The organism is Stenotrophomonas sp. 10L48 (assembly GCF_056395105.1).
The window spans coordinates 469,954-496,640 of the sequence record NZ_JBFTIX010000002.1 but is presented as its reverse complement, the minus strand read 5'-3'; the positions used below and the strand labels follow the sequence as shown (position 1 = coordinate 496,640).

Annotated in this window: 24 protein-coding genes; 5 read left to right on the top strand and 19 right to left on the bottom strand. The window is 66.8% G+C overall.

Annotation, left to right across the window (positions count from 1 at the left end):
* The 14 genes from AC1DCU_RS05585 to AC1DCU_RS05520 form a co-directional block, all read right to left on the bottom strand.
* Positions 1-1,163 (bottom strand): flagellin (locus AC1DCU_RS05585; protein ID WP_478014135.1); only part of this gene is annotated, 1,163 nt, incomplete at its 3' end.
* A gap of 72 nt (positions 1,164-1,235) precedes the next feature.
* A complete protein-coding gene (locus AC1DCU_RS05580) occupies positions 1,236-2,456 on the bottom strand; it encodes a flagellin (RefSeq protein ID WP_025879099.1) in 1,221 nt (406 codons plus the stop codon).
* A gap of 517 nt (positions 2,457-2,973) precedes the next feature.
* Positions 2,974-4,176 (bottom strand): flagellar hook-associated protein FlgL, encoded by a 1,203-nt coding sequence (gene flgL, locus AC1DCU_RS05575; RefSeq protein WP_442252258.1) that lies wholly within the window; start codon positions 4,174-4,176, stop codon positions 2,974-2,976.
* Positions 4,173-6,053 (bottom strand): flagellar hook-associated protein FlgK, encoded by a 1,881-nt coding sequence (gene flgK / locus AC1DCU_RS05570; RefSeq protein ID WP_032974829.1) that lies wholly within the window; start codon positions 6,051-6,053, stop codon positions 4,173-4,175. Before flgK ends, flgL begins: the two co-directional genes overlap by 4 nt.
* Positions 6,054-6,061: 8 nt before the next feature.
* Positions 6,062-7,255: a flagellar assembly peptidoglycan hydrolase FlgJ gene (flgJ, locus tag AC1DCU_RS05565; RefSeq protein WP_478013510.1), complete on the bottom strand. Its 1,194-nt coding sequence runs from the start codon at positions 7,253-7,255 to the stop codon at positions 6,062-6,064.
* A gap of 1 nt (position 7,256) precedes the next feature.
* Positions 7,257-8,393 carry a flagellar basal body P-ring protein FlgI gene (locus AC1DCU_RS05560; RefSeq protein WP_282279672.1) on the bottom strand — a complete coding sequence of 379 codons (1,137 nt, stop codon included), beginning with the start codon at positions 8,391-8,393 and terminating at the stop codon, positions 7,257-7,259.
* Positions 8,394-8,401: 8 nt separating this feature from the next.
* Complete coding sequence (gene flgH / locus AC1DCU_RS05555) at positions 8,402-9,094, bottom strand: flagellar basal body L-ring protein FlgH (RefSeq protein ID WP_478014133.1); 693 nt, start codon at positions 9,092-9,094, stop codon at positions 8,402-8,404.
* Between the two features lie 22 nt (positions 9,095-9,116).
* Positions 9,117-9,902, bottom strand: a complete 786-nt coding sequence (gene flgG, locus AC1DCU_RS05550) for a flagellar basal-body rod protein FlgG (protein ID WP_478014131.1) — start codon at positions 9,900-9,902, stop codon at positions 9,117-9,119.
* A 103-nt stretch (positions 9,903-10,005) separates the two neighbouring features.
* Positions 10,006-10,755 carry a flagellar basal body rod protein FlgF gene (locus tag AC1DCU_RS05545; RefSeq protein ID WP_025879106.1) on the bottom strand — a complete coding sequence of 250 codons (750 nt, stop codon included), beginning with the start codon at positions 10,753-10,755 and terminating at the stop codon, positions 10,006-10,008.
* A 32-nt stretch (positions 10,756-10,787) separates the two neighbouring features.
* A complete protein-coding gene (gene flgE, locus AC1DCU_RS05540; protein ID WP_032974827.1) occupies positions 10,788-12,011 on the bottom strand; it encodes a flagellar hook protein FlgE in 1,224 nt (407 codons plus the stop codon).
* 32 nt (positions 12,012-12,043) lie between these two features.
* Positions 12,044-12,727, bottom strand: coding sequence for a flagellar hook assembly protein FlgD (locus tag AC1DCU_RS05535; protein WP_025879108.1), 684 nt, complete (start codon positions 12,725-12,727; stop codon positions 12,044-12,046).
* Between the two features lie 23 nt (positions 12,728-12,750).
* A complete protein-coding gene (flgC, locus tag AC1DCU_RS05530) occupies positions 12,751-13,158 on the bottom strand; it encodes a flagellar basal body rod protein FlgC (protein WP_025879109.1) in 408 nt (135 codons plus the stop codon).
* A 3-nt stretch (positions 13,159-13,161) separates the two neighbouring features.
* The gene (gene flgB / locus AC1DCU_RS05525; RefSeq protein ID WP_025879110.1) at positions 13,162-13,557 is read right to left on the bottom strand and encodes a flagellar basal body rod protein FlgB; all 396 of its coding nucleotides are present in this window, start codon (positions 13,555-13,557) and stop codon (positions 13,162-13,164) included.
* A 160-nt stretch (positions 13,558-13,717) separates the two neighbouring features.
* Positions 13,718-14,662 (bottom strand): chemotaxis protein, encoded by a 945-nt coding sequence (locus AC1DCU_RS05520; RefSeq protein ID WP_025879111.1) that lies wholly within the window; start codon positions 14,660-14,662, stop codon positions 13,718-13,720.
* A 132-nt stretch (positions 14,663-14,794) separates the two neighbouring features.
* Between AC1DCU_RS05520 and flgA the strand changes: the two genes are divergently transcribed.
* The 4 genes from flgA to AC1DCU_RS05500 all read left to right on the top strand — a co-directional run bounded on the left by flgA (position 14,795) and on the right by AC1DCU_RS05500 (position 17,477).
* Positions 14,795-15,451, top strand: coding sequence for a flagellar basal body P-ring formation chaperone FlgA (gene flgA, locus AC1DCU_RS05515; RefSeq protein WP_033831051.1), 657 nt, complete (start codon positions 14,795-14,797; stop codon positions 15,449-15,451).
* Positions 15,452-15,526: 75 nt separating this feature from the next.
* Entirely contained in the window at positions 15,527-15,832 is a 306-nt protein-coding gene (gene flgM, locus AC1DCU_RS05510) for a flagellar biosynthesis anti-sigma factor FlgM (RefSeq protein ID WP_025879113.1), read from the top strand.
* Entirely contained in the window at positions 15,829-16,167 is a 339-nt protein-coding gene (locus AC1DCU_RS05505) for a flagella protein (protein ID WP_025879114.1), read from the top strand. Before flgM ends, AC1DCU_RS05505 begins: the two co-directional genes overlap by 4 nt.
* A gap of 92 nt (positions 16,168-16,259) precedes the next feature.
* Entirely contained in the window at positions 16,260-17,477 is a 1,218-nt protein-coding gene (locus tag AC1DCU_RS05500; protein ID WP_025879115.1) for an ATP-binding protein, read from the top strand.
* Between the two features lie 95 nt (positions 17,478-17,572).
* Here the strand turns inward: AC1DCU_RS05500 and AC1DCU_RS05495 are convergent, their stop codons facing one another.
* Entirely contained in the window at positions 17,573-19,348 is a 1,776-nt protein-coding gene (locus AC1DCU_RS05495; RefSeq protein ID WP_025879116.1) for an EAL domain-containing protein, read from the bottom strand.
* A 4-nt stretch (positions 19,349-19,352) separates the two neighbouring features.
* Positions 19,353-21,455 (bottom strand): sensor histidine kinase, encoded by a 2,103-nt coding sequence (locus AC1DCU_RS05490; protein WP_099783934.1) that lies wholly within the window; start codon positions 21,453-21,455, stop codon positions 19,353-19,355.
* 143 nt (positions 21,456-21,598) lie between these two features.
* On the opposite strand from AC1DCU_RS05490, the gene AC1DCU_RS05485 reads away from it, so the two are divergent.
* Complete coding sequence (locus tag AC1DCU_RS05485; protein WP_025879118.1) at positions 21,599-24,358, top strand: bifunctional diguanylate cyclase/phosphodiesterase; 2,760 nt, start codon at positions 21,599-21,601, stop codon at positions 24,356-24,358.
* A gap of 110 nt (positions 24,359-24,468) precedes the next feature.
* On the opposite strand, the gene AC1DCU_RS05480 is transcribed toward AC1DCU_RS05485, so the two are convergent.
* The 3 genes from AC1DCU_RS05480 to AC1DCU_RS05470 form a co-directional block, all read right to left on the bottom strand.
* The gene (locus AC1DCU_RS05480) at positions 24,469-24,996 is read right to left on the bottom strand and encodes a hypothetical protein (protein WP_442252409.1); all 528 of its coding nucleotides are present in this window, start codon (positions 24,994-24,996) and stop codon (positions 24,469-24,471) included.
* A gap of 67 nt (positions 24,997-25,063) precedes the next feature.
* Positions 25,064-25,279, bottom strand: a complete 216-nt coding sequence (locus AC1DCU_RS05475; protein ID WP_025879121.1) for a hypothetical protein — start codon at positions 25,277-25,279, stop codon at positions 25,064-25,066.
* Between the two features lie 98 nt (positions 25,280-25,377).
* On the bottom strand, positions 25,378-26,568 hold the full coding sequence (locus AC1DCU_RS05470; RefSeq protein ID WP_025879122.1) for a methyl-accepting chemotaxis protein: 1,191 nt from the start codon (positions 26,566-26,568) through the stop codon (positions 25,378-25,380).
* Between the last annotated feature and the right edge of the window lie 119 nt (positions 26,569-26,687).

Here is a 26,687-nt window from a genome sequence, read left to right as displayed (position 1 = left end):
GGCACCTGGTTGGCCTGGGCCAGCATGGCCGTACCGGCCTGCTGCAGGATCTGGGTGCGGGTCAGCTCAGCGGTTTCCTTGGCGAAGTCGGTGTCCTTGATGCGGCTGCGCGACGCCGACAGGTTTTCCGACGAGGTCTGCAGGTTGGCAACGACCGAGGTGAAGCGGTTCTGGATCGCACCGAGGTCGGCGCGGGTGCTGTTGATCGCACCCAGGGCCTTGTCGACCACTTCCATTGCCTGCTGTGCACCCTTGACGGTGCTGACGTCCAGATCGCTGGCGAACTTCGAGGCCGGTGCCGCCGCAGCGGTGGTGGCGGTGAAGGTCGGGGCGGTGGCGCCAGTCCAGGTACCCGGCGTTGCGGTGATGGCCTTGAACGAGCCGTCAGCGTTGGTGCTGTCCTTGACCGAAGTCAGGGTCACGCCGGTGGTGCCGTTCACTTCGGCGTAGACGCCGGTTTCGCCGATCTTGGCGTTGATCGCGGTCACCAGTGCTTCGCGCGAGGCCTTGCCGGTGGCAGCGGCGTCGGCGCCCTGCTTGACCGAGACGTCGGCGATGGCCACACCGTTGATCGACAGGCCGCTGGTGCTGAAATCAGCGTTGGTGCCCGGATCGGCCAGGGCCAGCGCGTTGGTGTCGAACTTGGCGCCACCCAGGGCATTGGCCTTGGCATCGATGGTCTTGTCGATGGCAATCGCCTGGCCGGCGTTGGCGCCGACCTGGAACAGCTGGCTGGAGAACGAACCGTCCAGCAGCTTGGTGCCGTTGAAGTCCGACTGCTTGGCGACGCGGTCGATTTCCGAAACCAGCTGGGTCACTTCGGCCTGCAGCGCCTTGCGGTCGCTGGCCGAGTTGGTGGCGTTGGAGGCCTGCACCGACAGCTCGCGGACGCGCTGCAGGTTGTTGCCGATTTCGGTCAGCGAACCTTCGGCGACCTGTGCCAGCGAGATGCCGTCGTTGGCATTGCGGATGGCCACGTCGGTGCCGCGGATCTGGGTGCCGAAGCGCTCGGAGATCGCCAGGCCGGCCGCATCGTCCTTGGCACTGTTGATGCGCGAACCGGAGGACAGGCGCTGGATGGTGGTGGCCAGCGAGCTGCCGCTGGTGCTCAGGTTAYGCTGAGCATTCAACGACATCGTGTTGGTGTTGATTACTTGTGCCATGAGGAGAGGTCCTTGAGCGGTTGCACGTGAGTTGGGTTAGACGCCCCCGACGTGCCCCGGGGGCGGCTCATGTCAGCGCTGCAACAGGCTGAGCACGTTCTGCGGTACCTGGTTGGCCTGGGCCAGCATGGCCGTACCGGCCTGCTGCAGGATCTGGGTGCGGGTCAGCTCGGCGGTTTCCTTTGCGAAGTCGGTATCGCGGATGCGGCTGCGCGATGCGGACAGGTTCTCCGAGGAGGTCTGCAGGTTGGCGACCACCGAGGTGAAGCGGTTCTGGATCGCGCCGAGGTCGGCGCGCACGCTGTTGACCGATTCGAGGGCCTTGTCGACGATCGACATCGCCTTCTGTGCGCCTTCGGCCGTGGTGACGTTCAGGTCCTTGACGAAGCTGGCCGTTGCACCGGTCAGCGTGCCGCCGTTGGTGCTGGTCTCGGTCAGGCCCAGGCCGGCGATGGTGGCGGCGGTGGCGCCGGCCGGCGGGGTCGCCGCGCTGACACCCAGAGCGAAGGTCTGGCCGTCCTTGACCGAGGCCAGGCTGACCACGCCGGCGTTGACGGAGGCGACCACGCCGGTTTCGCCCAGCTTGTTGTTGATCGCGGCCGCGGTGGCCGAGGTGATCGATTCGCCTGCCTTCACGGTGAAGTCGCTGACGGTGACCGTGGTGGCGGCGCCGCCCGGCGGGGTCACCGAGATCTGCAGGCCGGAGTAGGTGGTATCAGCGGTGGCCTTGTCGGCTGCAGCCAGGCTGGTGCCGGTGTAGACGTTGGCGAAGCTGGCCGCCCCCAGCGAATCGGCCTTGGCGTTGACCACGCTGTTGATGGCGATGGCCTGGCCGGCGTTGGCGCCCACCTGGAACAGCTGGCTGGTGAACGAACCGTCCAGCAGCTTGGTGCCGTTGAAGTCGGCCTGCTTGGCGACGCGGTCGATTTCGCTGACCAGCTGGGTCACTTCAGCCTGCAGCGCCTTGCGGTCGCTGGCCGAGTTGGTGGCGTTGGAGGCCTGCACGCCCAGTTCGCGGATGCGCTGCAGGTTGTTGCCCACTTCGTTCAGCGAGCCCTCGGCCACCTGGGCCAGCGAGATGCCGTCGTTGGCGTTGCGGATGGCCACGTCCAGACCACGGATCTGGGTGGTGAAGCGCTCGCTGATGGCCAGGCCGGCGGCGTCGTCCTTCGCGCTGTTGATGCGCAGGCCGGACGAGAGGCGCTGGATGGTGGTGGCGAGCGAGCTGCCGCTGGTGCTCAGGTTGCGCTGAGCGTTGAGCGACATCGTATTGGTGTTGATTACCTGTGCCATGGGGTCGTCTCCTCTTATGTGGAACCCGTTGGTGAATGGAACGAAGCGCCGCCTGATTTTTTTGTTTGGCTGTGTGCTTCGCCGTTGCCAAATGAATAACGGCGCTTTGTCAACAACCTTTAGCCGGGAATTTCGTTGCAACCGAATTTCGTCGCTGAAAGCTGTTTTTCCGGGGATTTCCACCCTGGAAAAGCGTCGAGGCAATCCCCGGTAGGGGCGGTCGGGCATGCCCAACCCACGCTGATGAAGGTATCGGCGGGGGCCGGCTGGGCTTGATGGGCGATCTCGGAACATCCGCCGGGCATGGCCCGGCGCTACCAGAGCGAAGCCTTCGGAACATCCGCCGGGCATGGCCCGGCGCTACCAGGGCCAACCCTTCGGAACATCTGCCGGGCATGGCCAACCTTTCGGTAGCGCCGGGCCATGCCCGGCGAGCGCAGCGGTACATGACCGCCGAAACGAAAAAGGCCGCGATGCAGGGCATCGCGGCCTTGGGCTCCAGCGCTGGCGCGTGGAATCAGCGGATCTTGTTGAACAGCGACATCGACTGCATCTGCGAGAACAGCGTCTGTGCCGCCTGCAGCGCGGTGCTTTCCAGCTGGTACTGGCTCAACGCATCGGCGTAGTCCAGGTCGCGCATCTCCGACAGCGTGGTCTTCAGCGTCACGCCATTGGCCTCACGCATTTCCGCCGCGTTGTCCAGCGCCTTCAGCTGCGCGCCACCGGCAGCGCGCGAATCGATCATCCGTTCCGCCGCGCGGCCGACATCACGCAATGCGCTCTGCAGCTCGTTCTGCTGCGCGGCCATCTTCGCCGGGGTGCCGGTATCGGCATCCAGTGCGGCGATCAGCTTGTCCATGGTGTCGAAGATGTCGCGGCTGCTGGCGGCCTGCACGTTGAAGCTGTCACCTGTTGCTGGCGCGCCAGCGATCTGCAGGCGAACGCCATTGATCTCCAGTTCGCTGCCGGCCTTGTAGGTGCCGGTGCCGGTTACGTTGCCGGCACCGTCCAGCACTTCGTACTGATCGGCTGCGGTGAAGCGCACGCTGAACGATTGGCCGTTCCAGCTGTCGCTGCCATCACGGGTGATGTTGGTCAGCACGCCGTTGCCGGCGTTGCCTGCCGCTGCGCTGCCATCGACGAAGCCATCGCCGGTGGGGATGCGCAGGAAGATCTCGCTGCCGGGCAGGGCGTCGCGCACGTAGGTATCCGGGCCGACTTCCACCTGGCGCTGGGTCTGGTCGCCGCGATAGACAACCTTGCCGTCAATCTTGGCGAACGGCGGATCGCTGTCGTTGGTGCCGCCGAACACGTAGCGGCCGGTGCCGTCGCTGCTGTTGGCCAGCGACAGCAGGCCCTCGCGGATCTGGTTCAACTCGGTGATCAGGGTCTTCTTGTCGGGCGCACTCAAGGCGGGATTGCTGGCCTGGATGGTCAGATCGTTGACGCGCGCCATCAGGTCGTTGACCTGGGCCAGGGTGTTTTCCTGCACGCCCAGACGGTTCTGCACGTTGTTGCCATTGAGCTTCATGCGTTCCAGTGCGGCCAGGCTGCGGTCCAGGCCCACCGCAGCGCCTGCGGCGACCGGATCGTCCTTGGCGCTGACGATCTTGCTGCCGGTGGCGATCTGCTGTTCCAGGTGGCTGAGTTTGGCCTGCTTGGCCATCATCAGCGCTACCGACTGGCTGTACATCATTCCGGTGGAGATGCGGTTGCTCATCGGCGCACGGCTCCCAGGATGGTCTGGAACATGGAATCGGCGGTGGAGATCAGCTGCGAGGCGGCCTGGTAGGCCTGTTGCAGGCGCAGCATGTCGGCCGCTTCCTCATCGAGGTTGACGCCGGACACTTCGTCACGCGCTGCCTGTGCCTGGTCGGCGATCACCTGCTGCGCCCCCAGCGAATACTCCGCCGAACGCGCTGCTGCACCGACCTGGGTGGTCAGCCCGCCCAATGCGCCGCCCAGCGTCACCGTGCCGGCGTTGAACGCCTTGGCCGATTCCACCTTGGACAGCTTGGTGGCATTGCTGTTGTCCGACGAGCCGGCCGGGGTCGGGGTGATGTTGAAGGTGTCGCCATTCTTCGGCACGCCATCGAGCACGAAGCTCCAGCCGTTGGCGCTGATGGTCTGCCCGGGCGTATAGGTCTGCGGTGGGCCGCCATCGATGGTGTAGGTGGTGGCCGAGGTGAACACGATCGCAGCAGGATTGCGCAGGTTGGCGTTGGCCGCATCGGTCACGGTCACGCCGCTCAGCTTGCCGGTGCCGGTGTTGGCCAGTGCGGCAGCGCCCTTGATGGCGGCGGCCGCGGCAATGCGCGACGGATCGGTGATCGCCATCTCCAGGCTGCCGGCCACGCCAGCCGTCGGCTGCAGCAGGAAGCGGTCGTTGGCCGCCGGGGTGCCGCCCACCACCAGCTTCACGCCGTTGATGATCAACGGGTCGGCAGCGGTACCGGTGCCGGTCAGCGGCACGCTGGCGCCGGTGTCGGCGCGGCTGGCGGCCCAGTTGCTGCCATCGAACTTGAGCACGATGTTCTGCGCTTCCAGCTTGCCGAGGTCGCCGTAGCTGGCGGTGATCGCGCCGGTGCCGGTGTTGCCGGCATTGCCGGTGACACGCGGCGTGCCGATGTTGAAGAAGTCGCCGCCCATCTGTCCGTACAGATCCACGCCCTGGCGATGGGTGCTGTTGAACGTCTCGGCCAGGCCCACAGCCAGCTTGCCCAGTTCGGCCTGGGCCGGAGTCAGCACGGTGTCGCGGAACTCGAGCAGGCCGCCGATCTGGCCGCCCACGGCCTTCGGGTCCAGGGTGATGGTGCCGCCCTGGGTCTGCAGCGCCAGCTGCAGGCGCTCGGGCTGGTACGGGTCGGCCACCGTGGTGACCTTCGATGCGGTGGTGCCCACCACCAGCGCTTGGCCGCCGGCGGTGTAGACGTTCATGATGCCGCCGTCCTGGATCACCGCGGTGCCGCCGGTGTAGCCCACCAGCTGCGAGATCAGCTGGTCGCGGCGGTCCAGCAGGTCGGGTGCGGCGTTGGCGATGTTGGTGCCGATGGCACCATTGATCTGCGCGATCTCCGACGCCAGCCGGTTGACTTCGGTGGCACCGGCCATCAATCCATTGTTGACCTCGCCATTGAGGTTGTTCAGGTGGGTGTTGAGCTGGCTGAAGCGGTTGGCCAGGGCCTTGGCGCCATCGAGCATGTTCTGCCGGTCGGCCGTGCCCGCTGCGTTGGAGGACAGGCCGCTGACGGTATCGAAGAAGTTCGACCAGACCCCGGCCACGTTGGTGGCCGCGTCGGAGAACAGGGCATTGACCCGGTCGGCCATGCCCGAGAGCTGCTTCAGGCGTGCCAGTTCGCCACCGCTGTCGAGCAGGCGCGAGATCGCCAGCTGGTCGGCGGCGCGGCGGATGTCGACGATGCGTGTGCCGTTGCCAACGTCACCATAGCCGTAGTTCTGCGGGGTGGCGGTGGCGAAGTCGACCTTCTGCCGGCTGTAGCCGGGAGTGTTGAGGTTGGCCACGTTGTGGCTGGTGGTGGCCAACGCACGCTGGAAGGCGAGCAGGGCACTGGTACCGGTGGAAAGTACGCTGGACATGGGGTTCCTCAACGACGGGTGATACCCAGCGCCGCGGTTGCGGTGCTGGCGAAGGTCTGGCCGATGCGTGAGCCGGCGTCGGCCACGGCGGCCACGGCGCGCTCGATGGTCGGGCCGCCGGCGATCGCGGCGATCTTGGCCGCGTAGCGCGGGTCGGTGGCGTAGCCGGCGCGTTGCAGGCCGCGCGCGAAGCCCTGCACATCGGTGCCGGCCTGCAGCGCCTGCTGGTAGCGCGGGCTGGTCTTCAGCAGGCGCACGTAGTCGGCAAAGCTCTCTGCAGGCGAGGTGTAGGCGCGGAAGCTGGCGGTCTCGTTGCGRCGCACGCCATCGACGTACTCATGGGTGCCGGCGGTAGCGCTCTGGCCCTTCCAGCCGGTGGCCTTGATGCCGAACAGGTTGTGCGAGGTGCTGCCATCGGCATGCTTGATCTGGCGCTTGCCCCAGCCGGTTTCCAGCGCTGCCTGGGCAACCAGGGCGCGGGCGTCCACGCCCAGTTCCTTGGCCGCGCTCTGTGCGTGCTGCCAGATGCTGGCGACGAAGCCCTCTGGGGTGTGTGCGCCCAGCTGGGCGACGGCGGTGCGCGTGGCCAGTGCATCGGCCGGGGTGCCGCTGCTGCCGCGGTTGCTGGCGGTCGGCGCCCACTGGTCGCTGGCAGCAGCCCAATCGGTGCCACCGATGGCGCCTGCATAGGGATCGTCGGTACCCAGCGAACGGTGCATGCCGCTGCTTTCCCGGCCCGCAATCAGGTCCAGCGCCTGCTCCATCGGGGCGACGGAGGACTGCGCGCCATCCTGCACACCGGCCGCCATCTGCTGCAGCATGCGCACGGCCTGGCCGGCGTCCTGCAGCGGCAGCGACGGCGCCGCGGGCGCATTGAGCTGGTAGGCGCGGCTGGCCTTGGCCGGGTCCACCCGGGTATCCAGCGCCGGGCCATCGGCCTGCGCGCCGGACAACTGCCGGGTGATCATGCTCGACAGGCCCAGGCCCTTGCCGCGGGTCATCGCCTCGGCGATCTTCTGGTCGTACATCTCCCGGAACATCTTGTTTTCACCCGGGAACAGCGAATCGCCGAAGCTGGCGTCACGCATGCTCTTGACCAGCATCTGCGCGAACTGGCCTTCAAGCTGGCGCGCGACCTTGTCGATCTTGGCCGGGTCGTTCTGCTGGGCCGGGCTGAGTTCGAATGCGGGAGTGATGCGCATGTCAGATCACCTCGAGCTCGGCGCTCAGGGCGCCGGCCTGCTTCAGTGCTTCCAGGATCGCGATCAGGTCACCCGGTGCCGCGCCAACGGCGTTCACCGCATGCACGATCTCGTCCAGGGTGGTGCCGCCGTTGAACTTGAACATCCGGCTGCCATCGTTGGTGGCGGTGATGGTCGACTGCGGCGTGGCCACGGTCTGGCCACCGGCAAAAGCGTTGGGCTGGCTGACGTTGGTGTTTTCCTGGATGGTCACCGTCAACGAGCCATGCGAGATCGCGGCCGGGCCGACCCGTACCTGCTGGCCGATGACCACGGTGCCGGTACGCGAGTTGACCACTACCTTGGCCGGTGCAGCGCCCGGGGTCAGTTCCAGGTTTTCGATACGGGCCAGCAGGCCGATGCGCGCACCGGCGTCGGTGGGCGCACGCACGGCAACGGTGCCGCCGTCCACGGCACGCGCCGAACCCTCGCCGAAGGCATTGTTGAGCGCACCGACCATCCGCGAGATGGTGGTGAAGTCGCTGTTGTGCAGGTTCAGGGTGATCTCGCCGCTGGCGCCGAACACATCGGGCAGGGCGCGCTCAACGGTCGCACCGTTGGGGATGCGGCCGACGCTGGGCACGTTCACCGAGACGCGCGAACCGTCCTTGCCCTGTGCACCGAAGCCGCCCACGATCAGGTTGCCCTGGGCAATCGCGTAGACCTGGCCGTCGGCACCGCGCAACGGCGCCATCAGCAGCGAGCCACCGCGCAGCGACACGGCGTTGCCGATCGAGGACACGGTGATGTCGATCGGCTGGCCGGGCTTGGCGAACGGCGGCAGCTCGGCGTGGATTGCCACTGCCGCCACGTTCTTCAGCTGCGGGTTGACGTTGGCCGGTACGTTGACGCCCAGCTCGCCCAGCAGGTTCTTCAGGCTCTGCACGGTGAAGGGCGCCTGGCTGGTGCGGTCGCCGCTGCCATCCAGGCCGACCACCAGGCCGTAACCCACCAGTGCATTGCCGCGCACGCCACCCACCTGGGCCAGGTCCTTGATGCGCTCGGCGCTGGCGGGGGCAGCCACCGCGAAGACCATGAACACGGCACAGTAGAGCGACGCTGCGCGTCGCTGCCAGGAAGAAGAGAAGGAGAATTTCATGGCCATACTCAGAACGGCGTCAGGCCGGAGTTGAAGAAGCGGCTCAGCCAACCCATCGCGTTGGACTGCGCGACAGGGCCGCGGCCGCCATAGACGATGCGCGCTTCGGCCACGCGGCTGGAAGGCACGGTGTTGTCCGCGCTGATGTCGCCGGGGCGCACGATGCCCTGTACCTGCACCAGCTCATCACCCTGGTTCAGGCGCAGGTTCTTCTGCCCCTGCACCACCAGGTTGCCATTGGGCAGGCGCTGCACCACGGTCACGGTCACGTTGCCCTGCAGGCGGTTGCTCTGCGCGCTGTTGCCCTTGCCAGTGAAGTCGCGTGCGCCCTTGGCCGTTGCACTCAGGATGTCCTTGCCGCCCAGGGTGACCGGTGCGCCGAGAATCGACGGCGTGCCGAGGCTCAGGTTCGATTCCTTGTTGGTGGYGGTGTTGGCGCTGGTCTGCGCGGTGGTGTTTTCCAGCAGGGTGATGGTCAGCAGGTCGCCGACATCGCGCRCACGGCGGTCCGAATACAGCTGCAGGGTCGGGCCGGCGGCGTAGATCGCGCCGGCGGTCGGTTCGGCCTGCGGCGGCATGATCGGCTGCAACGGCGCCATCGTCGGATAGGGGCGCACGTCGCCAGCGATCACGCAGCCGCCGAGCAGGGCAGCCACGGCGCAGGCGAGGGCAGTACGGGCGAAGGAAGAAAGGGGCGACATGGCAGTTTCCCGGTGAGGGCGATCAGAGCTTGTTGCTGAGGTAGCCGAGCATCGAGTCGGTGGTCGAGATCGCCTTGGCGTTCATTTCGTAGGCGCGCTGGGTTTCGATCATCGACACCAGCTCTTCCACCACGTTGACGTTGCTGCCTTCCAGCGCACCCTGCACCACGGTGCCCAGGCCGTTCAGGCCGGGATTGCCGTTCTGCGCCGGGCCGGAGGCGGTGGTTTCCAGGAACAGGTTTTCACCACGTGCCTGCAGGCCCGCCGGATTGACGAAGTCGGTAAGGGTCAATGCACCGACTTCCACCGATGCCGCACCGTCGGCCATCTTCACGCTGATGGTGCCGTCGGTACCGATGGTCACCGACTGCGCGCCTTCGGGAATCTGGATGCCCGGCTGCACCGGGTAGCCGCTGTTGGTGACCAGCTCGCTGTCCTGGTTGATCTTGAACGAGCCGTCGCGGGTGTAGGCCGAGCTGCCGTCGGGCATCTGCACTTCGAAGAAGCCGCGGCCGTTGACCATCACGTCAAGCGCGCGGCCGGTCTGCTGCTGGCTGCCCTGCTCGAAGTTCTTGGCGGTGGCCACCACGCGCACGCCGGTGCCGATCTGCAGGCCGGTGGGCAGCTGGGTMTGTGCCGAAGAGGAACCGCCGGGCTGGCGCACCTGCTGGTACAACAGGTCCTCGAAGCTGGCGCGGTCCTGCTTGAAGCCGGTGGTGTTGGTGTTGGCGAGGTTGTTGGAAACCACCGACATGCGCATCTGCTGCGCATCCAGTCCGGTTTTCGCGATCCACAATGCCTGGTTCATCTTCGGAGTCCTGTCTGGGTGAAGCCGGCCGCGCGGTGCGGCCCATGGGGTAGGGGGTGCAAGCGGCGTGCCAGCACCGGCGCGGGCCGGTGCCGGAATTCCGTCAGCTGCCCAGGCGCAACAGGCTGTTGGCGCTGCGCGCGTTGTCATCGCCGTGCTTGATCACCTGCACCTGCATTTCGTACTGGCGCTGCAGCTGGATCATCTGCACCAGCGCGCCGGCGGCATCGACGTTGCTGCCTTCCAGCTGGCCACTGTGCACCGCCGTGCCCTGCGCCTGGGCGAACGGCTGCAGCGGATCGGTATTGCGGAACAGGCCATCCAGGCCGCGTTCGAGGCGATCATCCGGCGCCTGCACCACCTTGATCCGGCCGATCATCGCCATCGTCTGCGGGCCTTCGCCCTGCGGGATGATCGAGATCGTGCCGTCGTTGCCGATCTCCATCGCCTGGTAGGGCGGAATCGCGATCGGGTTGTTGTTGTCGTCCAGCACCGGACGGCCGCTGGAGGTCACCAGCTGGCCGTTCGGGGTCACCGATAGTGCGGCGCCACGGGTGTAGGCCTCGCTGCCATCGGTGGACTGCACGGCAAGCCAGGTGCCGGTCTGCAACGACAGGTCCAGCGGCTTGCCGGTGATGTGCTGCGCGCCGGCCGTGCGGTTGAAGCCCGCATCGACATGCAGTGCATCCACCCGCGAGGCAAAGCCCGGGCCACGGATCGGGAAGGCTTCGGTGTTGGCCAGCGCTTCCTTGAAGCCGGGGGTGTCCGAGTTGGCGAGGTTGTGGCTGAGCGTTCCCTGCGCCTGCAGGGAGGCGCGGGCACCGGTCATCGCCACGTAAAGGGCTTTATCCATGCGGGGAGTTCCRTGACAGGGTCAGCAGGTCATCAACGGATGTTGATGACGGTCTGGGTGATCTGGTCCTGGGTCGTGATCATCTGCGCGTTGGCCTGGAAGTTGCGCTGCGCGGTGATCATGTTGACCAGCTGTTCGGTCAGGTCGACGGTGGAGGATTCCAGCGAACCGGCCTGGATCTTGCCGAGGTTGGAGGTGTCGGCGGCGCCGGTGCGCGGCGTGCCCGAATCGAAGGTCTCCACCCACAGGTTGTTGCCCTTCTGTTCCAGGCCCTGCGGATTGTTGAAGCTGGTCAGTGCAACCTGGCCCAGCGGCTTGTCGTCGCCGTTGGAATAGCGGGCGAACACCACGCCGGTTTCCGAAACGGTGATCTCGTTGAGCTTGCCGGCCGCGTAGCCATCCTGCTGGGTGTTGCGCAGGGCGAACTTCTCGCCGTACTGGGTCGAGCCGCTCACATCCAGCGTCATGTTCAGCACGCCGGCGCCGGTGGTCGGGGTGAAGGTGCCCAGGCTGATCTTGCCGTTGGCCGGTGCGGTCAGCTTGCCGGCGTTGTCGAAGGTCAGCGGGGTGGGCGTACCGGCCGGCTGGCCATCGACGTAGTTGTGCACCGTCCAGGCGTTGGTGGCCGCTTCCTTGACGAAGTAGGACACTTGGGTGTGGCTGACGCCCAGCGAGTCATACACGGTGATGCCGCCGCTGGAATGGCTGTAGCTGTTGGAATTGGTGGGGTCGAAGGTGGTCACTGTCGGCTGCTTGGCATTGCCCGGCAGGGTGAAGCCGACCTTGACCTCGCTGGTCTGCTTGGGCGGGCTGTCGGTGGTCAGCAGCTGCAGGTCGACCAGGCGGCCGGCGTCGAAGTTGGTGCCGTCGGCGTTCGGTGCGAACACCTGCAGGCGTGCGCCCTGCGGGTTGACCACGTAGCCGGCGGCGTCGGTCTGGAAGTTGCCGGCGCGCGAGTACACGCGTGCACCGTTCATGTTCATGGTGAAGAAGCCCTCACCGGAAATGGCCATGTCCAGGCTGCGGCCGGTCTGCTCGTTGTTGCCCTGGATGAACTGCTGGGCCACGTTGGAAACACGCACGCCCGAGCCGATCGCGTTCTTGGACAGGCCGTAGCTGGTGGCGGCGAACAGGTCGGCGAATTCCGCGCGCGACTGCTTGAAGCCGGTGGTGTTGACGTTGGCCACGTTGTTGGCGGTGACGCTCAGGTCCGAGTTGGCAGCGTTGATGCCGGACAGGGAAATGTTGAAGCCCATGGGATGCTCCTGTTGGATGCGGTAGGTGCGGCTCAGCTGACGCGGAGCACGTAGTCGAGAGGGGCCGTGCCCAGGCCCTTGAGGTTCAGGTAGAGGCCGTCGGAACCGACGGTCACGCTTTCCACCGGTGCCTGCACGAAGGTGGACAGCTTGGTGCTCTTGCCGGTGGTGTCGACGTGGTTGGCGACGATGTTGTACTTGCCCGGCTCCATGCGCTTGCCGTTGGCATCCTTGCCATCCCAGGTGAACGCGGTCTCGCCGGCGGCCTTGGCTTCAACGCTGATCGAGGTGACCTTGGCGCCGTTGGCGTCGGTGACGTCCACGGTGACGATGCCGGCGGCCGGCGCGGCAACCGTGCCCTCCACCGAACCTTCCTTCTCCAGCACCAGCTTTTCCGACGGCACCAGCACCTGGTGGCCGACCAGGGCGGCGCCACGCAGCACCTGGTCGCTGGCCATCGACTCCTGGAAGCCCTTCACCGACTTGTTCAGATCGGTGATGCCCTGCACGGTCGACATCTGCGCCATCTGCGAGACCATCTGCGTGTTGTCCATCGGCTTCAGCGGATCCTGGTGCTGCAGCTGCTCGGTCATCAGGCGCAGGAAATCGGCCTGGTCCAACGTGTTCTTCTTCTTGGTGGCGTTGCTGTTGGGGGCGTTCAGGCCGAGTGCGGCGTAGACGTCCTGGTTGCTCTGGTTGTTGACGGCAGTGGTCATGGCGGTGTCCGGTGCAGCGGGCCTCAGCGGCCCATGGTCAGGGTGGCCAGGGCCAGTTCCTTGGCGGTGGTCAACATCTCCACGCCGGCCTGGTAATTGCGCGAGGTCGAGATCAGGTTGACCATCTGCGCCACCGGATCGACGTCGGGCTGGTAGATGTAGCCATCGCCGTCGGCCAGCGGATGGCCCGGCTCGTAGCGCTTGATCGGCGCCGCGTTGCTCTGGGTGATCTCCTTGACCTGCACCGAGGTGATGTTCGGATCGGTCTTGCTGGTGACCGCCTGGAAGATCGGTTCCAGCGGCTTGTACACCGCGTCGGCCGAGCCGGCGATGCTGTCAGCGTTGGACAGGTTGGAGGCGATGGTGCTCATGCGCACCGACTGCGCCTGCAGCGCGGAGCCGGCGATATCGAAGATCGGCAGGTTGCTCATGGCTTATTGCCCCGTGATCGCGGTGAGCATGGAACGCACCTTGCTTTCGACGAAGCTCAGCGAAGCGCGGTATTCCAGTGCAGCGCGGCCATAGGCGGCGCGTTCGGCATCGGGGTCGACGGTGTTGCCGTCGATGCTGGGCTGTACGCCCTCGCGGGCCACCTGGAACGGGTTGAGGCCACTACCGATTTCGTAGTGCTGCTCGTTGGTGGTGGTCATCAGGCCGTTGGCATCCAGCCCCTGCGCATGGCGAAGGGCCGAATCGAAGTCCAGGTCCTGGGCCTTGTAGCCGGGGGTGTCGGCATTGCCGAGGTTGCTGGCGATCAGCTTCATGCGCTGTTCGCGCAACGGCATTGCCTGGGCATGGACGCCCAGGTAGTCGGTAATCAGGTTGCGCACGGTGCACTCCCACGGGAACGTTGCCCGGGAAGCTGCAAGCGGTGTGCCAGAACCGTGGTGCGCAACATCGCGCTCGCCGGGCATGGCCCGGCGCTACCGTGGGTCGGAGCAGGTGTCTGGTAGCGCCGGGCCATGCCCGGCGGAGACGCGTGCGGCGGCCTTACGCCGCCATCGCCACCTTGCGCAGGCGGTCCAGCACGAAGTCGGCCAGCTCGTGCGGCGAATACTTGGCGACGAAGGCGTTGGCACCCACGCGCTCGACCATCGCATTGTTGAATACGCCCGACAGCGAGGTATGCAGCAGCACGTACAGCCCCGACAGGCCGGCATGGCGCCGGATTTCCGTCGTCAGCGTGTAGCCGTCCATCGCCGGCATCTCGATGTCCGAGATCACCATGGCGTAGCGTTCGGCCGGGTTTTCACCCGAGGCATGGATCTGCAGCAGGTGGTCCAGCGCCTGTTTGCCATCCGAGAGCAGGGTCGCGCCCACCCCCAGCTGGTCCAGCACGCTGCGGATCTGCTGGCGCGCCACCCGCGAATCATCCACCACCAGCACCTGCAGCTGCGGGGCGTCGGCGGGCATCGCCATGGCCGGGTCGAGCACGGCCTCACCGCGCACCTGGGCGATGTCGGCCAGCACGCTTTCCACGTCGATCACCTGGATCAGCTCGCCCTGGAAGCGGGTCACCGCGGTCAGGTAGCTCGATTCAGCGCCCAGTTCCGGCGGCGGGTGGATGTCTTCCACCGCGATGTTGACGATGCGCTCCACGCCGCTGACCAGGAAGCCCTGGATCGAGCGGTTGAACTCGGTCACCACCAGGTAACCGGGTGCGGTGTCCGCATCGGGCTCGCGCTCGGGGTGGCCGATGGCCAGGCCCAGGTCCAGCACCGGCACCGAACGGCCGCGCACGTCGGCCACGCCGGCGAACTGACCGGGCAGGCCGGGCACCTGGAACAGTTCCGGGCGGCGCAGCACTTCCTGCACCTTGAAGACATTGACGCCAAAAAGCTGACGTCCGCCGAGGCGGAACAGCAGCAGCGCCAAGCGATTGTGGCCGGCCAGTCGGGTTCGCTGGTCGATCCGGTTGAGCAGGTCATGGGACATGGCTGCTGTATCGGCGCGGGCAGGGTGGAACTTGAGGGCGAGTGCAGGGCCGGGCCCAGTGAGATTTCCGTGGCCCGTCTGTGGCACGCAGCTTGCACGCGTCTGGGCCAGGTCTTACCGACAGGAGGCGCCATGCGCCGCATTGCTTCTTTCCTTGCCATTGCAATGGCCGTGGCCGCGCCGTGGGCAACCGCTGCCGACTGGCAGCCGGTGGCCAGCATCCGTGCTGCCGCGTTGTCGACCCTGGCCGCCGGCACTGAAGGTGAGGCCGTGGTTGCTGATGCGCTGCGCCTTCCGCGTTGCGGCGGCGCGTTGCAGGTGCAGCCCACGGCAAACACCACCGTGGAAGTGAGTTGTCCCGACGCCGGTGGCTGGCGCCTGTTCGTGCCGGTGAAGGTGCGCCGCAACCAGACCGTGCTGGTGCTGACCCGTGGCATCGGCACTGGAGAATCCATCGCCGCCGCCGATATCAGTACTGCCCAGCGTGACGCGGCACGGATTGCCGGCGCAGTGCTGGCCGATCCTGCCGCAGCGATCGGCCGCATCGCCCGTCGGCCGTTGCCGGCAGGAACACTGTTGTCGAGCAACGATCTGGTTGCACAGCGTCTCATCAAGCGAGGAGACAGTGTGGCACTGGTATCGCGGCGTGGTTCGGTCGAGGTCCGCATCGCCGGCCGCGCACTGGGCGATGCCGGGCAGAACGAGCGCGTCTCGGTGGAAAACCTGTCCTCGCGCCGTATCGTGCAGGGCACGGTGGACGCGACCGGTGACGTAATCGTGGCGCGTTGAAATAATGCAGAATTCCCCTAAAGATCACGGCCCTGCGGCCGTTATCCCTTGTGTACGGCAACTCCAGGACACCCCATGAGCCAGAAAATCGACGGCAACCTGCAGGTCCCCCAGGCACTGCGCAGCGTGACCACCCCGGCCGCCAAGCCCGGCGTCAGCACCGATTCGGCGGCACGTCCAGTCGAGGCGGCCGACAGCCTGCGCCTGACCGGCGAAGCCACCAACCTGCAGGCCATCGAGCGTGAGCTGAGCACCGCTCCGGCGATCGACGCCCAGCGTGTTGCAGCGGTGCGCGAATCGCTGCAGAACGGCACCTACAAGATCAATCCGGACGCGATCGCTTCGCGCATGCTTGAACTGGACCAGCAGCTGCAAGGATGACCGCGGCGATGAGCGAGCCGCTGCAGCGCCTTGCCCAGGCCCTGGACGTTGAACGCCAGGCCCTGGTCGAGCACGACGTGCATGCCCTGATCCGTGCCACCGGTGCGAAGCTGGAAGCGCTGCGTGCGCTGGAAGGCGCGCCACCGGTGGGCGAGGGCGAGCAGCTGCAGGAACTGGCCGAGCGCAACCGCGCCAACGGGGTGCTGCTGTCGCGGCGCCGGCGCGAGGTCAACTGGGCACTGCGCCAGATGGGCCGCACCGAAGAGTCCTCGGCATACGATGCCAAGGGCCAGTCGCATACCGTCACCGCGCGGCGGCCACTCGCCGTCGCTTGACAGGACCGGCGGTCGGCTGACCGCCCGATGGCGGCTGTAGGCCGCCGCGTGAACGCGTATATTGGGCGCCTGTTTGATCGCCCCGAGCCGCCGTGTCTGCCGCCAACGTTCTGGTTACCGCCCCCCTTCCGCCGCAACCGGTGCTGCAGGCCCTGCTTGAGCGCCTGCGCGAAGGCCTGCTGCTGTTCACCGAAGATGGGCAGGTCGCCCTGGCCAACCCGGCCGCCCAGAGCCTGCTGGGCAGCGATGAAGGCACCTTGCCGCCGCCGCAGCGCCTGCGCCAGCTGCTGCCGCCGGATGCGCTGGAACATGCGCGCCAGCACGGTCACTGGAACGGCAGCCTGCCGCTGGGCGAGGGCGTGGTCATCGCCCATCTGTACTTCCATGGCGAACCCGGTTCGGGGCACTACCTGGCCTTGTTCCGCCATATCGAAGGCCAGGAAGACTACGAACGCGAACTGCAGCAGCGCCATGCCGAACTGCGCCAGGCCTACCTGCGCTTGAACGGCACCCAGGAAAAGCTGCTGCAGTCGGAGAAGATGGCGTCCATCGGCCAGCTTGCCGCCGGCGTGGCGCACGAGATCAACAACCCGATCGGCTACGTGCATTCCAACCTGGGCAGCCTGCAGGAATACCTGCGCAGCCTGTTCACGGTGATCGAAGCCTACGAACGCGCCCTGCGTGCGCCCGACCCGAAGGCGCTGATTCCGGAAATCGACGATATCCGTGACCGCCTGGACATCGATTTCATCAGCCGCGACCTGCCGCAGCTGATGGCCGAGTCACGCGAAGGCATCGAGCGCGTCACCCGCATCGTGCGCGACCTGAAGGACTTCTCCTATTCCGGCCGCGACGAATCGTGGAAGCTGGTCGACCTGCATTCCGGCCTTGAATCGACCATCAACATCATCTGGAACGAGCTCAAGTACAAGGTGCACCTGGTGCGCGAGTTCGGCCAGCTGCCGCTGGTGGAATGCCTGCCCTCGGAGTTGAACCAGGTCTACATGAACCTGCTGCTCAACGCCGGCCACGCCATCGCCGAGCGCGGCACGATCACCGTGCGTACCGGCGTGGACGGCGACACGGTGTGGGTCGAGTTCGAAGACACCGGCGGTGGCATTTCGCCGGAACTGCGCCAGCGCATCTTCGATCCGTTCTTCACCACCAAACCGGTGGGCAGCGGTACCGGCCTGGGCCTGTCGATCTCCTACAGCATTATCAACAAGCACCACGGCCGCATCGATCTGGACAGCACCCCAGGCGTCGGCTCGCGCTTCCGCCTCGTGCTGCCGATCAAGCAGCCGCGCTGAAGCAGCACGGTAGTGSCGGCCGCTGGCCGGCAACCCGATGAACCTGGAAACCCCGCATCTGCCGGCCAGCGGCCGGCACTACCCGTGTGCGGGGTTCAGCGCAGCGGCGAACGATCCTCACCGCCGTCGGCCGGCTCGACAGCCGCCAGGCCACCGTTGCTGCGCCGCTGTTCCTCGTACGTGCGGAAGGCCTGGTGGATGTGCTTGCGCAGCTCGTCGTCGTTCCACGGCTTGGTCAGGAACCGGTAGATCGCACCGCGGTTGATCGCATCGGTCACCGTGTTGAGGTCGGTGTAGCCGGACAGCACCAGCCGGATCGTGTCCGGGTACAGCATCTTCACCCGGCCCAGGAACTCGGTGCCGCTCATGTCGCTCATGCGCTGGTCGGACAGGATCACCTGCACGTCGTTGATGGCCAGCAGATCGAACGCATCGCGCACGTTGCCTGCCGCCAGGATGCGGTACCCATCGCGGCGGAACAGGCGCACCAGCGAGCGCAGTACGTTCTCCTCGTCATCCAGCAGCAGCAGGGTGCGGTCCGGCCGGGTTTCGGCGAACGCTTCGGGACGCAGGTAGCGGCGGCGCAGGGTCATGCCGGCGGCATCGGCGGACATCGGTTCGCCGAACAGGTAGCCCTGGAACACGTCGCAGTCGTTGCGGCGCAGGAAACCCAGCTGTGCCTGCGATTCCACGCCGTTGGCGATCACCGTCATACCCAGCTGATGGCCCATCGCAATGATCGCGCGTGCGATCGCCGCTTCACGGTTGCCGGCCGGGGCGCTCTTGATGAAACTGCGGTCGATCTTCAGCTTGTCCACCGGGTAGCGCACCAGCGCGCTCAGGCTCGAATCGCCGGTGCCGAAGTTGTCCAAGCTCAGGCTGATGCCTTCGTTGCGCAGGTTGGCCAGCGTTTCGTGGACGAAGTTGACGTTGTTGGTCAGCGCGCTTTCGTTGATTTCCAGTGTCAGCATCTGCGCCGGCACGCCGGACGCCTGGATCACGCCCATCACTTCGGCAAAGAAATTCGGGCGCAGCAGCTGCAGGGTGGACACATTCACCGCGATGGTGAAGTCATCAAAGCCCTGGTCGCGCCACAGCCGGGCCTGCTTCAATGCACCCTCCAGCACCCACGTACCAATCTGCACGATGATGCCCAGGCGCTCGGCGGTGCGCATGAAACGCTCCGGTACCAGCATGCCCAGGGTCGGCGACTGCCAGCGCAGCAGCGCCTCCATGCCCACCACATGGCCATCGCGGGCACTGACCAGGGGCTGGTAACGCAGCTTCAGTTCGCCGTTGGGAATGGCATCGACGATCTGCCGCGCGATGATGCTCTCGCTGTGCGCGCTCGGCGGCGTGTCCACCGCATGGATGCGCACCGCATTGCCGCCTTCGCGGGCGGCCTGGTACAGCGCATCCTCGGCATGGTCGAGCAGGCGTGAGGCATTGCTGGCGTGCTCCGGGCACAGGCTCACGCCCAGCTTGCCGGTCATGAACAGCGTATAGGGCAGTACCGACAGCGGCAGTTCCATCTGCTGGCGGATCTCTTCGGCGAAATCCTCGGCCAGGGGCAGATCGGCGGTGCGCGGCACGGCAATCAGGAACTCATCGCTGCCATGCCGCCACAGCATGCCGCGTCCGCGCAGGTAGGACTGCAGGCGCTGGGCCACCAGCACCAGGGCCTGGTCGCCAACCTCCGCGCTCATGTTCTCGTTGACCGAGGCGAAGTGGTCGATGTCCACATGCATCAGCATCAGCGGGGTACCTCCGGAGGCGGCTTCGGCGACCATCGCCTGCAGCTCGGGGTTGCCGGCGCCGAGGCGATCAGGTGCATCATCGATGCTGACCGGGGGCAGGTTGGGGTTCCACATGGGCTCAGTATTCCGCTGACTCGACGGCCGCCGTAACAGCGGCCTGGTAAGGAAGGTGGACATCGACGAGGGTACCGGCGCCATGCGCCGACTCGATCCGCACGTGGCCGCCCACGCTCTGCGCACGCTCGCGCATCACGATCAGGCCCAGTCCGCGCGGGCCATCGGGGTCGAACCCTTCGCCATCGTCACGGATCATCAGGTGCAGCCCGCGCTGGTCGACATCGCGCAGCTGCAGCACCACCTGGCTGGCGCGCGCGTGGCGCAGCGCATTGGTCAGGCTTTCCTGGGCGATGCGGAAACAGGCCTGCTCGATGCTGTTGTCCGGGCGCGTGGGCAGCGATTCGATCTCGGCCTGCAGCTCGACGGTGGACGAGCGGAACAGCACGCGTGCCTGCCAGCTCAATGCCGCTTCCAGGCCCAGCGCATCCAGCTGCGGCGGCCGCAGCAGGGTGGAGATGTCGCGCAGCTTGGCAACGGTGGTATCGGCCAGGCTGACGATCTGCGCCAGGTCCTCGCCGCGCCGCTGCGCATCGTCCTCGTCCTGCGCCGCATAGGCCGACAGCTTGATCGCGGTGATCGCCTGGCCGATGTCATCGTGCAGGTCGCGCGAGATCGCCCGGCGCTCGTCTTCCTGCAGCGAGAACAGGCGGCCGGCCATCGCCTGCAGCTCGCGGTTGCTGGTCTCCAGCGCGCTTCGGGTCTGTTCGGATTCACTCAGGTCGCGCACGATCAGCAGCTTGCAGTCGCGGCCGCCGTAGCGCACGTCGCCCACCGCAATGCCAGCCTGGAAGCTGCGGCCATCGGCGCGCTGCATGGCCACCACGCTGCTGTGGCCCGGGCTGTGCTGCGGCTGCCCGGCGCGCATCTGCGCGCGCATCCGGGCCAGGTCGCCGCCTGCCACCAGGGCCGACAGCGGCTCGCCCAGCAGCGTGTGGCTGCCGTAGCCGAACAGGCCGGCCGCCCACGCATTGGCATACAGCACATGTTCGTCGGACAGGATCACCACGCCATCGGGCAGCACCCGCACCAGCTCGCGGAACTGCTCTTCGCGTTCGCGCAGCAGGCGCCGCGACTGCTCACGCTCGGTCACGTCCTGCAACGTGCCCAGTATCCGGTCACGTCCGGCTTCATCCACGCCGCTGGCGGCGCGCAGGTGCACCATCAGCGCACGGCCATCCATTGCCAGTACCGGCAGCAGCACGTCCACCTGCACCTGCTCACCCGAGCACAGCTCGGCCAGCACCTGGTCGGTCTGTGCGGCCGTGGCCGGGTCGGCTGCCACCAGCAGCTCGTCGAAACGGTGCCAGCGTCGCGCCTCGGGCGGGCGACGGCCCAGCAGGCGATAGACCTGGTTGGAGTAACGGCCCTGGCCGGTGGACGGGTCCAGCTCCCACGCGCCGATCCGGGCCAACTCGTGGGCTTCTTCCACGCGGGCCAATGCCTGGTCGCGCCGCAGTTGGGCCAGGTCTTCAGCGGTGCGGTCGATGGCGATCAGCAGGCGCGCAGTGTGGCCGTCGTAGTCGATCGCGTTCGAACGCAGTTCCATCTGCCGCAGGCTGCCATCACGCAGCTGCAACTGCGCGCGCAGGATGCACAGCTGCTCGGGCGCGCCGCGGATCTCCTCCAGCTTGGTCTGCAACGCCTGGTCCTGGCCGGGTGGCCAGAGCACGTCGATGGTCTGCGCCAGAAGCGCCTCGCGGTCCCAGCCGAAGGTGCTGCAGGCGGCCGGATTGGCATCGAGGATGGCCAGGCTGTCCAGGTCATACACCAGGATCGGGCCCGGGTTGCCCTCGAACATCTGCCGCAGGCGCAGTTCGGAGGCCTGCAGGCGGGCATGGGTGTGCAGCACGTGCTCGGCCAGCGGCCGCAGCAGCAGGTACAGCAGGCCGGCGCTGGCCAAAGCGAAGAACGCGCCCTTCATGCTCTGCCAGAGCGCCGCCTGCTGCGGGTCGGGCACCAGCGCGGTCACCGCGCCGTCGGTGGCGATCATCCAGGCCAGCGCCATCGCCAGGTAGCTCAGCACGATGCGCCGACGGTCGCGCCCCAGCGCCTGCGCCATCCGCGGGTCGGGAACAGGGGCGGTGCCGGTCGGTTCTACGGGCATGGACAGGGCAGGGAGGCGGGCAGGGAGAAGGGGTGCGGGCCATCTTACCGCGCAGCTGTGCCCTGGCCACTCAATTATCCGCCGCAGGCGCCGTTAACCACTGCGTGCCCCGCTGTCGGGCGTTTCATCCGGAGCAAGATCGCGTGGACCAAGGGATCATCGCCAGCCTGCTGCAGCATCCGCTCGCCTCGGCGCTGGTCATCGTCGACCGCAGCGGGCGCCCGCTCGCGGCCAATCCGGCTGCGCGCGAGCATGGCCTGCCGGCCACGGTGGCCGCCTACGCGCCGATGCTGGAAGACCTGCGCCTGCTGGCCGCCGACGGTGGCATCGTCGCGTGCACGCTGCCGGGCGGCCCGCGCGGCCACTACGATGGCCACCTGCGCGCCGTGCATGACGGCAGCGGCAACCTGCTCGCCTTCACCCTCAGCGTGCCCGAGCCGGTGCCGGTTGATGGTGGCGGTCGCTGGGAACTTGCACTGGACAGCGCCGGCCACAGCCTGTGGGACTGGGACATCCCCAGCGACCGGGTGGCGCGCACGCCCGCACTGGGTGAGGAAACGGCCACGCAGATACTGGCGCGCGTGCACGCCGACGACATCACCCAGGTGCGCGCCGCGCTGGATGAACACCTGCACGGTGACAGTGAGCAGTACAGTGCCCAGTTCCGCTTCCGCCAGGCCGATGGCCAGTGGCGATGGGTGCTGGACCGCGGCCGGGTGGTGGCCCGTACCGCCGACGGCCAGCCGCTGCGCATGGTCGGCACCCATACCGACATCGAGCAGCAGAAGCAGCTGGAAGCCCTGCTGCAGGAGCAACAACTGCATCTGCGCGAAGCCCAGCGCATCGCCAGCATGGGCAGCTGGTCGTTCGATCCGCACAGCCGGCAATTCTGGTGGTCGCCGGAACTGCGCTCGCTGCTGGCGCTGCGGCAGGACAGCATCCCTGGGCAGCGACGCTGGCTCAAGCAGCTGCACCCGCGCTCACGTGGTGCACTGCGTGCGGCCTGGCGCCGCCTGTGGCGCGATGGCCGGGCCGCCAACCTCGAACTGGAACTGACCCGCGGCAACGAACCCTCGCAGCATCTGCGGTTGTGGATGCAACCGTTGCTGGACATGGACGGGCAGCCCAAGCGCCTGCTGGGGCAGGTGCAGAACATCACCGAACAGCATCAGACCGATGCCCTCATCCGCTGGCGTACCGAGCTGCTCAACCGCGTGTCCGCGCTGGGGCGCATCGGTGGTTGCGAGATCGAAGTGGCGACGCGCAACATGCAATGGACCGAGGAGTGCTATCGCATCCACGGCCTGCGCAAGGAACCGATCACCCTCGACCAGGCGCTCGCGTTGTATGCCGAGGATTCGCGCGCGGCGTTTGAAGCCGCGCTGGGGCGCATTGCCGGTGGCGGCCTGCCGGAGCAGCTGGATCTGTGCTTCTACCGCCAGTCGGGGTTGCGCGTATGGGTGCAGGTGCTGATCGAACTGGACCGTCGTGATGGCCTGCCGCCGCGCTTTGTGGTCCTGTTCCGTGACATCACACGCGAGCGCGAAGCGAACGAGCGGATTGAACTGCTTGCCCACTACGACCTGCTGACCGGACTGCCCAACCGGGTGCTGCTGGGCGAGCAGACCTCCGAAGCCATCGAGGAAGCGCGCGATCGCGGCACCTCGCTGGCGATGCTGTTCATCGACCTGGACGGCTTCAAGAACATCAATGACAGCTTCGGCCACGCCACTGGCGATGCGCTGCTGAAGGCCGCCGCGACCCGGCTGCACCAGAACCTGCGCAACAACGACCTGTTCGGCCGCTTCAGCGGCGACGAGTTCATCGTGGTGCTGCGCGACCTGGCCGAACCGGAAGATGCCGGGCACGTGGCGCGCAAGCTGATCAATTCGCTGGCCGAGCCGCTGCGTCGTGGCGACACCACCTTGAAAGTGGGCGCCAGCGTGGGCATCGCCATGCTCGGCGAGAGCCAGACCGACTTCGATTCGCTGCTGCGCGCTGCCGACGCGGCGATGTACGCGGCCAAGGAAGCTGGTCGCAATACCTATCAGTATTACAGCCAGGACGCGCTGGCGCGGATCCAGCGCCGGCTGGAGATCGAGCACGGCCTGCACGGCGCCATCGAGCGCGACGAGTTCAGCCTGGCCTATCAGCCACTGCTGCACGCCCATCACGGCGAGCCCCCCGCAATCGAGGCGTTGCTGCGCTGGCATCGCCCGGGCATCGGCTACTGCAGCCCGGCAGAATTCATTCCGATCGCCGAAAAGTGCGGCGAAATCGTCCGCATCGGCGACTGGGTATTGTCCGAAGCCTGTCGCCAGGCAGCCGCGTGGGATCGTGCTGGCCTGCATTTCGAGCGCATTGCCGTCAACGTGTCGGCAGTGCAGTTGCGCGATCGTGGCTTTGCCGAGCGCGTGATCGAGATCTGCCACGCGCACGGCTGGCCGCCGCAGCGGCTGGAGCTGGAGCTGACCGAATCGGCGTTGATCCGTGACACCGACATCCTGCGCCACTGCTTCGATGTGCTGGAACGGCACGGCGTGCCGCTGGCAGTGGACGACTTCGGTACCGGCTTCTCCAACCTCAATTACCTCAACCGTTTCCCGGTCGGCCGCCTGAAGATCGACCGCAGCTTCGTGCAGGGCATGCTGCATGACTCGGGCACCGCCGAGGTGACCCAGGCCATCGTCCATCTTGGCCACGCACTGGGCATGAAGGTGGTGGCCGAGGGCGTGGAAACGCACCAGGAAGAGGACATGCTGCGCCGCCAGGGCTGCGACGAGATCCAGGGCTACCTGTACTCGCGCCCGCTCACACCGCGCGACCTGGCGCAGTGGCTGCGCCAGCAGCACCTCGCCCCAGGCCGCACCGATGCCGCCAGCGAAGTGATGCTGGCGCGCTGACATACTTATCCACGCATGGCGTGGATCTACTTCTGGGCAAGCCTGGGTGGGTGCCGACCGTTGGTCGGCACTGATGCCTGCACTCGCGGCCATCCACGCATGGCGTGGATCTACTGCGACGCGGCAACCAAGCGCTGCGGAAATTCGGAGCGAAGTCGTGCGCGTACCGCTTCGACCACCTCTACATAGCGTCGGCGCTGGATGAAATAGCCTATGTAGAACAGCACCAGGGCCACCAGCATCGGCCACGCAGCGGGTCGGACGAGGATGACCGGCACCAGCATCAGTGTCAGGCCCAGCGCGAACCAGCTGCACAGCCCGATCACCCGCACCTCCCTGCGCCGTGCATCGATCATCACCCGCCCGCGCATCAGCGGAAAGTAGCGACGGCCAACGCTCGGCACGAAGCTCTCGCGAAAGGCGATGCTGCCGTCCGGCAGCGCGCGGAACACCAGGCAAAGCCAGGTATCGGGCGGCAGGTCATGCTCCAGACCGGCCAGTGAAAGCTGCGCCAGCTCTGCCGGCGTAGCGGCGATTCGCTGGTTGAACAGCACGATGCCGGTGCGGAAGAAGAACGGCGCCCAGAGGGCCAGCAGCAGGAGTTCGATCAGCAGCAATGCGATCAGGGCGATGGCCATCGGTCTTCCATGAACGGGACCGGCGCATCATGCCACGTGGGCAGTTGCATCCACGCATGGCGTGGATCTACTTCAAGGCACTGCCATCCAGCCCCAGGTCCCACGCCAGGCCCAGCACGTCATCGCCGGCTGCCGGTGGGGCAGGGCGCGCGTCGGCCAGTTTCTGCAGCTCCTGGATTTCTTCGCGGGCCACCTCTTCCAGCTGGCGCAGCTGCTCACGTACGCCCGCATTGCGCGGGCGCTCGTTCTCGTTGATCGGGGGCAGGGCGCGGATCAGGGTCATGGTGCGCTTGCAGGATGCATCCAAAGGCGGGTCACACGCAAAGGCCCCGGCAGAACCGGGGCCTCGCACGCTGCCGGACGGGGCAGCGGACATCAGGATCAGAACAGCTCGACCGTACCGGCGCCCATGCTCTGCTGGGCAACCGGCTTGTGCGGCGGGCGCTCCCATTCGCTGCGCAGTTCGCGCAGGCGGTTGCCGGTGCGCTGCAGGGCAGAGGCGATTTCTTCGTCGAACACGCCGCCATTGCGATGCAGCAGTTCCTGCAGGGCCACCGCTTCGCGATTGATCGCGGTCAGGCGGTCCAGGTGGGTATGCACGCCGCCCAGGGCCTGGGTGGCGATGTCCTCGAACTGCAGGGCACGCACGGCTTCGGCCACGCTGCCGTCGATCGAGCGCGCGCAGTCGGACACTTCGCGCATGCCGTCACCCAGCGAAGCGTTGATCTGCGCCACGTTGTCCAGCATCGCCGCCGCTTCCTGGCGCGCTTCACGGGAGCGGTCCATATCGCGCGAGGCCATGTGCGAAACCGTCTCGCGGACCTTGGCGATGGCATCCTTGGAGCTGTGCGCCAGCTTGCGGATCTGCTCGTTGAAGGTGGTCGAACGCTCGGACAGGTTGCGGACCTCGTCGGCAACCACGGCGAAACCGCGACCGGCTTCACCGGCACGCGCAGCTTCGATGGCAGCGTTCAGGGCCAGCAGGTTGGTCTGGTCGGCAATCGACTTGACGTCTTCCAGCAGCGCGAAGATGCCATCCAGGTGCTGCGCCATCTGGTCGATGTGCTGCACGGTGGTGCTGCTCTGGCCGCTGACCTGCTCCAGCGCTTCCACCAGCTGTTCCATGCGGTGGCTGGCGTGCTGGGCGAAACGGGCAACGTCGAGGCCGGCGCCGCCTTCGTCACCGGCGCGGTCGACGATGCGTGACAGGGCCTGGCTCTGCTGGCGCGACTTGCGGTTCATGGCATCGAAGCTGCCGCCGAGGCTGGAGACGGCCTGGCGGATCAGGTCGCGGGCGCGTTCCACTTCGCCACGCGAACCGTCGATCTCGTTGCCGACGAAGTTGCGCAGTTCGGTCAGCAGCTGGTCCTGCTCACGCAGGACACGGGCATGTTCCGGGGAACGGTGCGCCTGGGCGCGGGCGGTCCACCACGCAAAGCCGAGCCAGCTCAGCGTCATCGTGGTCAGGATCGCCCAACGCAGGGCAACCGGCCATTCGAAACCGATGGCGAAGGGGAGCAGCAGGGTCAGAGCCAGGGGGGCGGCCAGACGGATGAAAATGCGTGAGTACATGGACGTTCTCGGGAGGTGCACGGAGGATGTATCGGCCGTACCCCCTTTCTCTTTAACGTCGATGTGCTCACTGAATGCGCCGGATTTCTGGCGCCGTCCGCCGGGCATGGCCCGGCGCT

Excerpts from the sequence above, each read along its gene's own strand:
- AC1DCU_RS05560 (WP_282279672.1), bottom strand. The coding sequence starts at position 8,393 with ATGAAATTCTCCTTCTCTTCTTCCTGGCAGCGACGCGCAGCGTCGCTC.
- flgK (WP_032974829.1), bottom strand. The coding sequence starts at position 6,053 with ATGTCCAGCGTACTTTCCACCGGTACCAGTGCCCTGCTCGCCTTCCAG.
- AC1DCU_RS05475 (WP_025879121.1), bottom strand. The coding sequence starts at position 25,279 with ATGACCCTGATCCGCGCCCTGCCCCCGATCAACGAGAACGAGCGCCCG.
- flgA (WP_033831051.1), top strand. The coding sequence starts at position 14,795 with ATGCGCCGCATTGCTTCTTTCCTTGCCATTGCAATGGCCGTGGCCGCG.
- AC1DCU_RS05520 (WP_025879111.1), bottom strand. The coding sequence starts at position 14,662 with ATGTCCCATGACCTGCTCAACCGGATCGACCAGCGAACCCGACTGGCC.
- AC1DCU_RS05480 (WP_442252409.1), bottom strand. The coding sequence starts at position 24,996 with ATGGCCATCGCCCTGATCGCATTGCTGCTGATCGAACTCCTGCTGCTG.
- AC1DCU_RS05545 (WP_025879106.1), bottom strand. The coding sequence starts at position 10,755 with ATGGATAAAGCCCTTTACGTGGCGATGACCGGTGCCCGCGCCTCCCTG.
- AC1DCU_RS05580 (WP_025879099.1), bottom strand. The coding sequence starts at position 2,456 with ATGGCACAGGTAATCAACACCAATACGATGTCGCTCAACGCTCAGCGC.
- AC1DCU_RS05505 (WP_025879114.1), top strand. The coding sequence starts at position 15,829 with ATGACCGCGGCGATGAGCGAGCCGCTGCAGCGCCTTGCCCAGGCCCTG.
- flgE (WP_032974827.1), bottom strand. The coding sequence starts at position 12,011 with ATGGGCTTCAACATTTCCCTGTCCGGCATCAACGCTGCCAACTCGGAC.
- flgM (WP_025879113.1), top strand. The coding sequence starts at position 15,527 with ATGAGCCAGAAAATCGACGGCAACCTGCAGGTCCCCCAGGCACTGCGC.
- AC1DCU_RS05470 (WP_025879122.1), bottom strand. The coding sequence starts at position 26,568 with ATGTACTCACGCATTTTCATCCGTCTGGCCGCCCCCCTGGCTCTGACC.
- flgL (WP_442252258.1), bottom strand. The coding sequence starts at position 4,176 with ATGAGCAACCGCATCTCCACCGGAATGATGTACAGCCAGTCGGTAGCG.
- flgC (WP_025879109.1), bottom strand. The coding sequence starts at position 13,158 with ATGAGCAACCTGCCGATCTTCGATATCGCCGGCTCCGCGCTGCAGGCG.
- AC1DCU_RS05495 (WP_025879116.1), bottom strand. The coding sequence starts at position 19,348 with ATGTGGAACCCCAACCTGCCCCCGGTCAGCATCGATGATGCACCTGAT.
- AC1DCU_RS05490 (WP_099783934.1), bottom strand. The coding sequence starts at position 21,455 with ATGCCCGTAGAACCGACCGGCACCGCCCCTGTTCCCGACCCGCGGATG.
- AC1DCU_RS05535 (WP_025879108.1), bottom strand. The coding sequence starts at position 12,727 with ATGACCACTGCCGTCAACAACCAGAGCAACCAGGACGTCTACGCCGCA.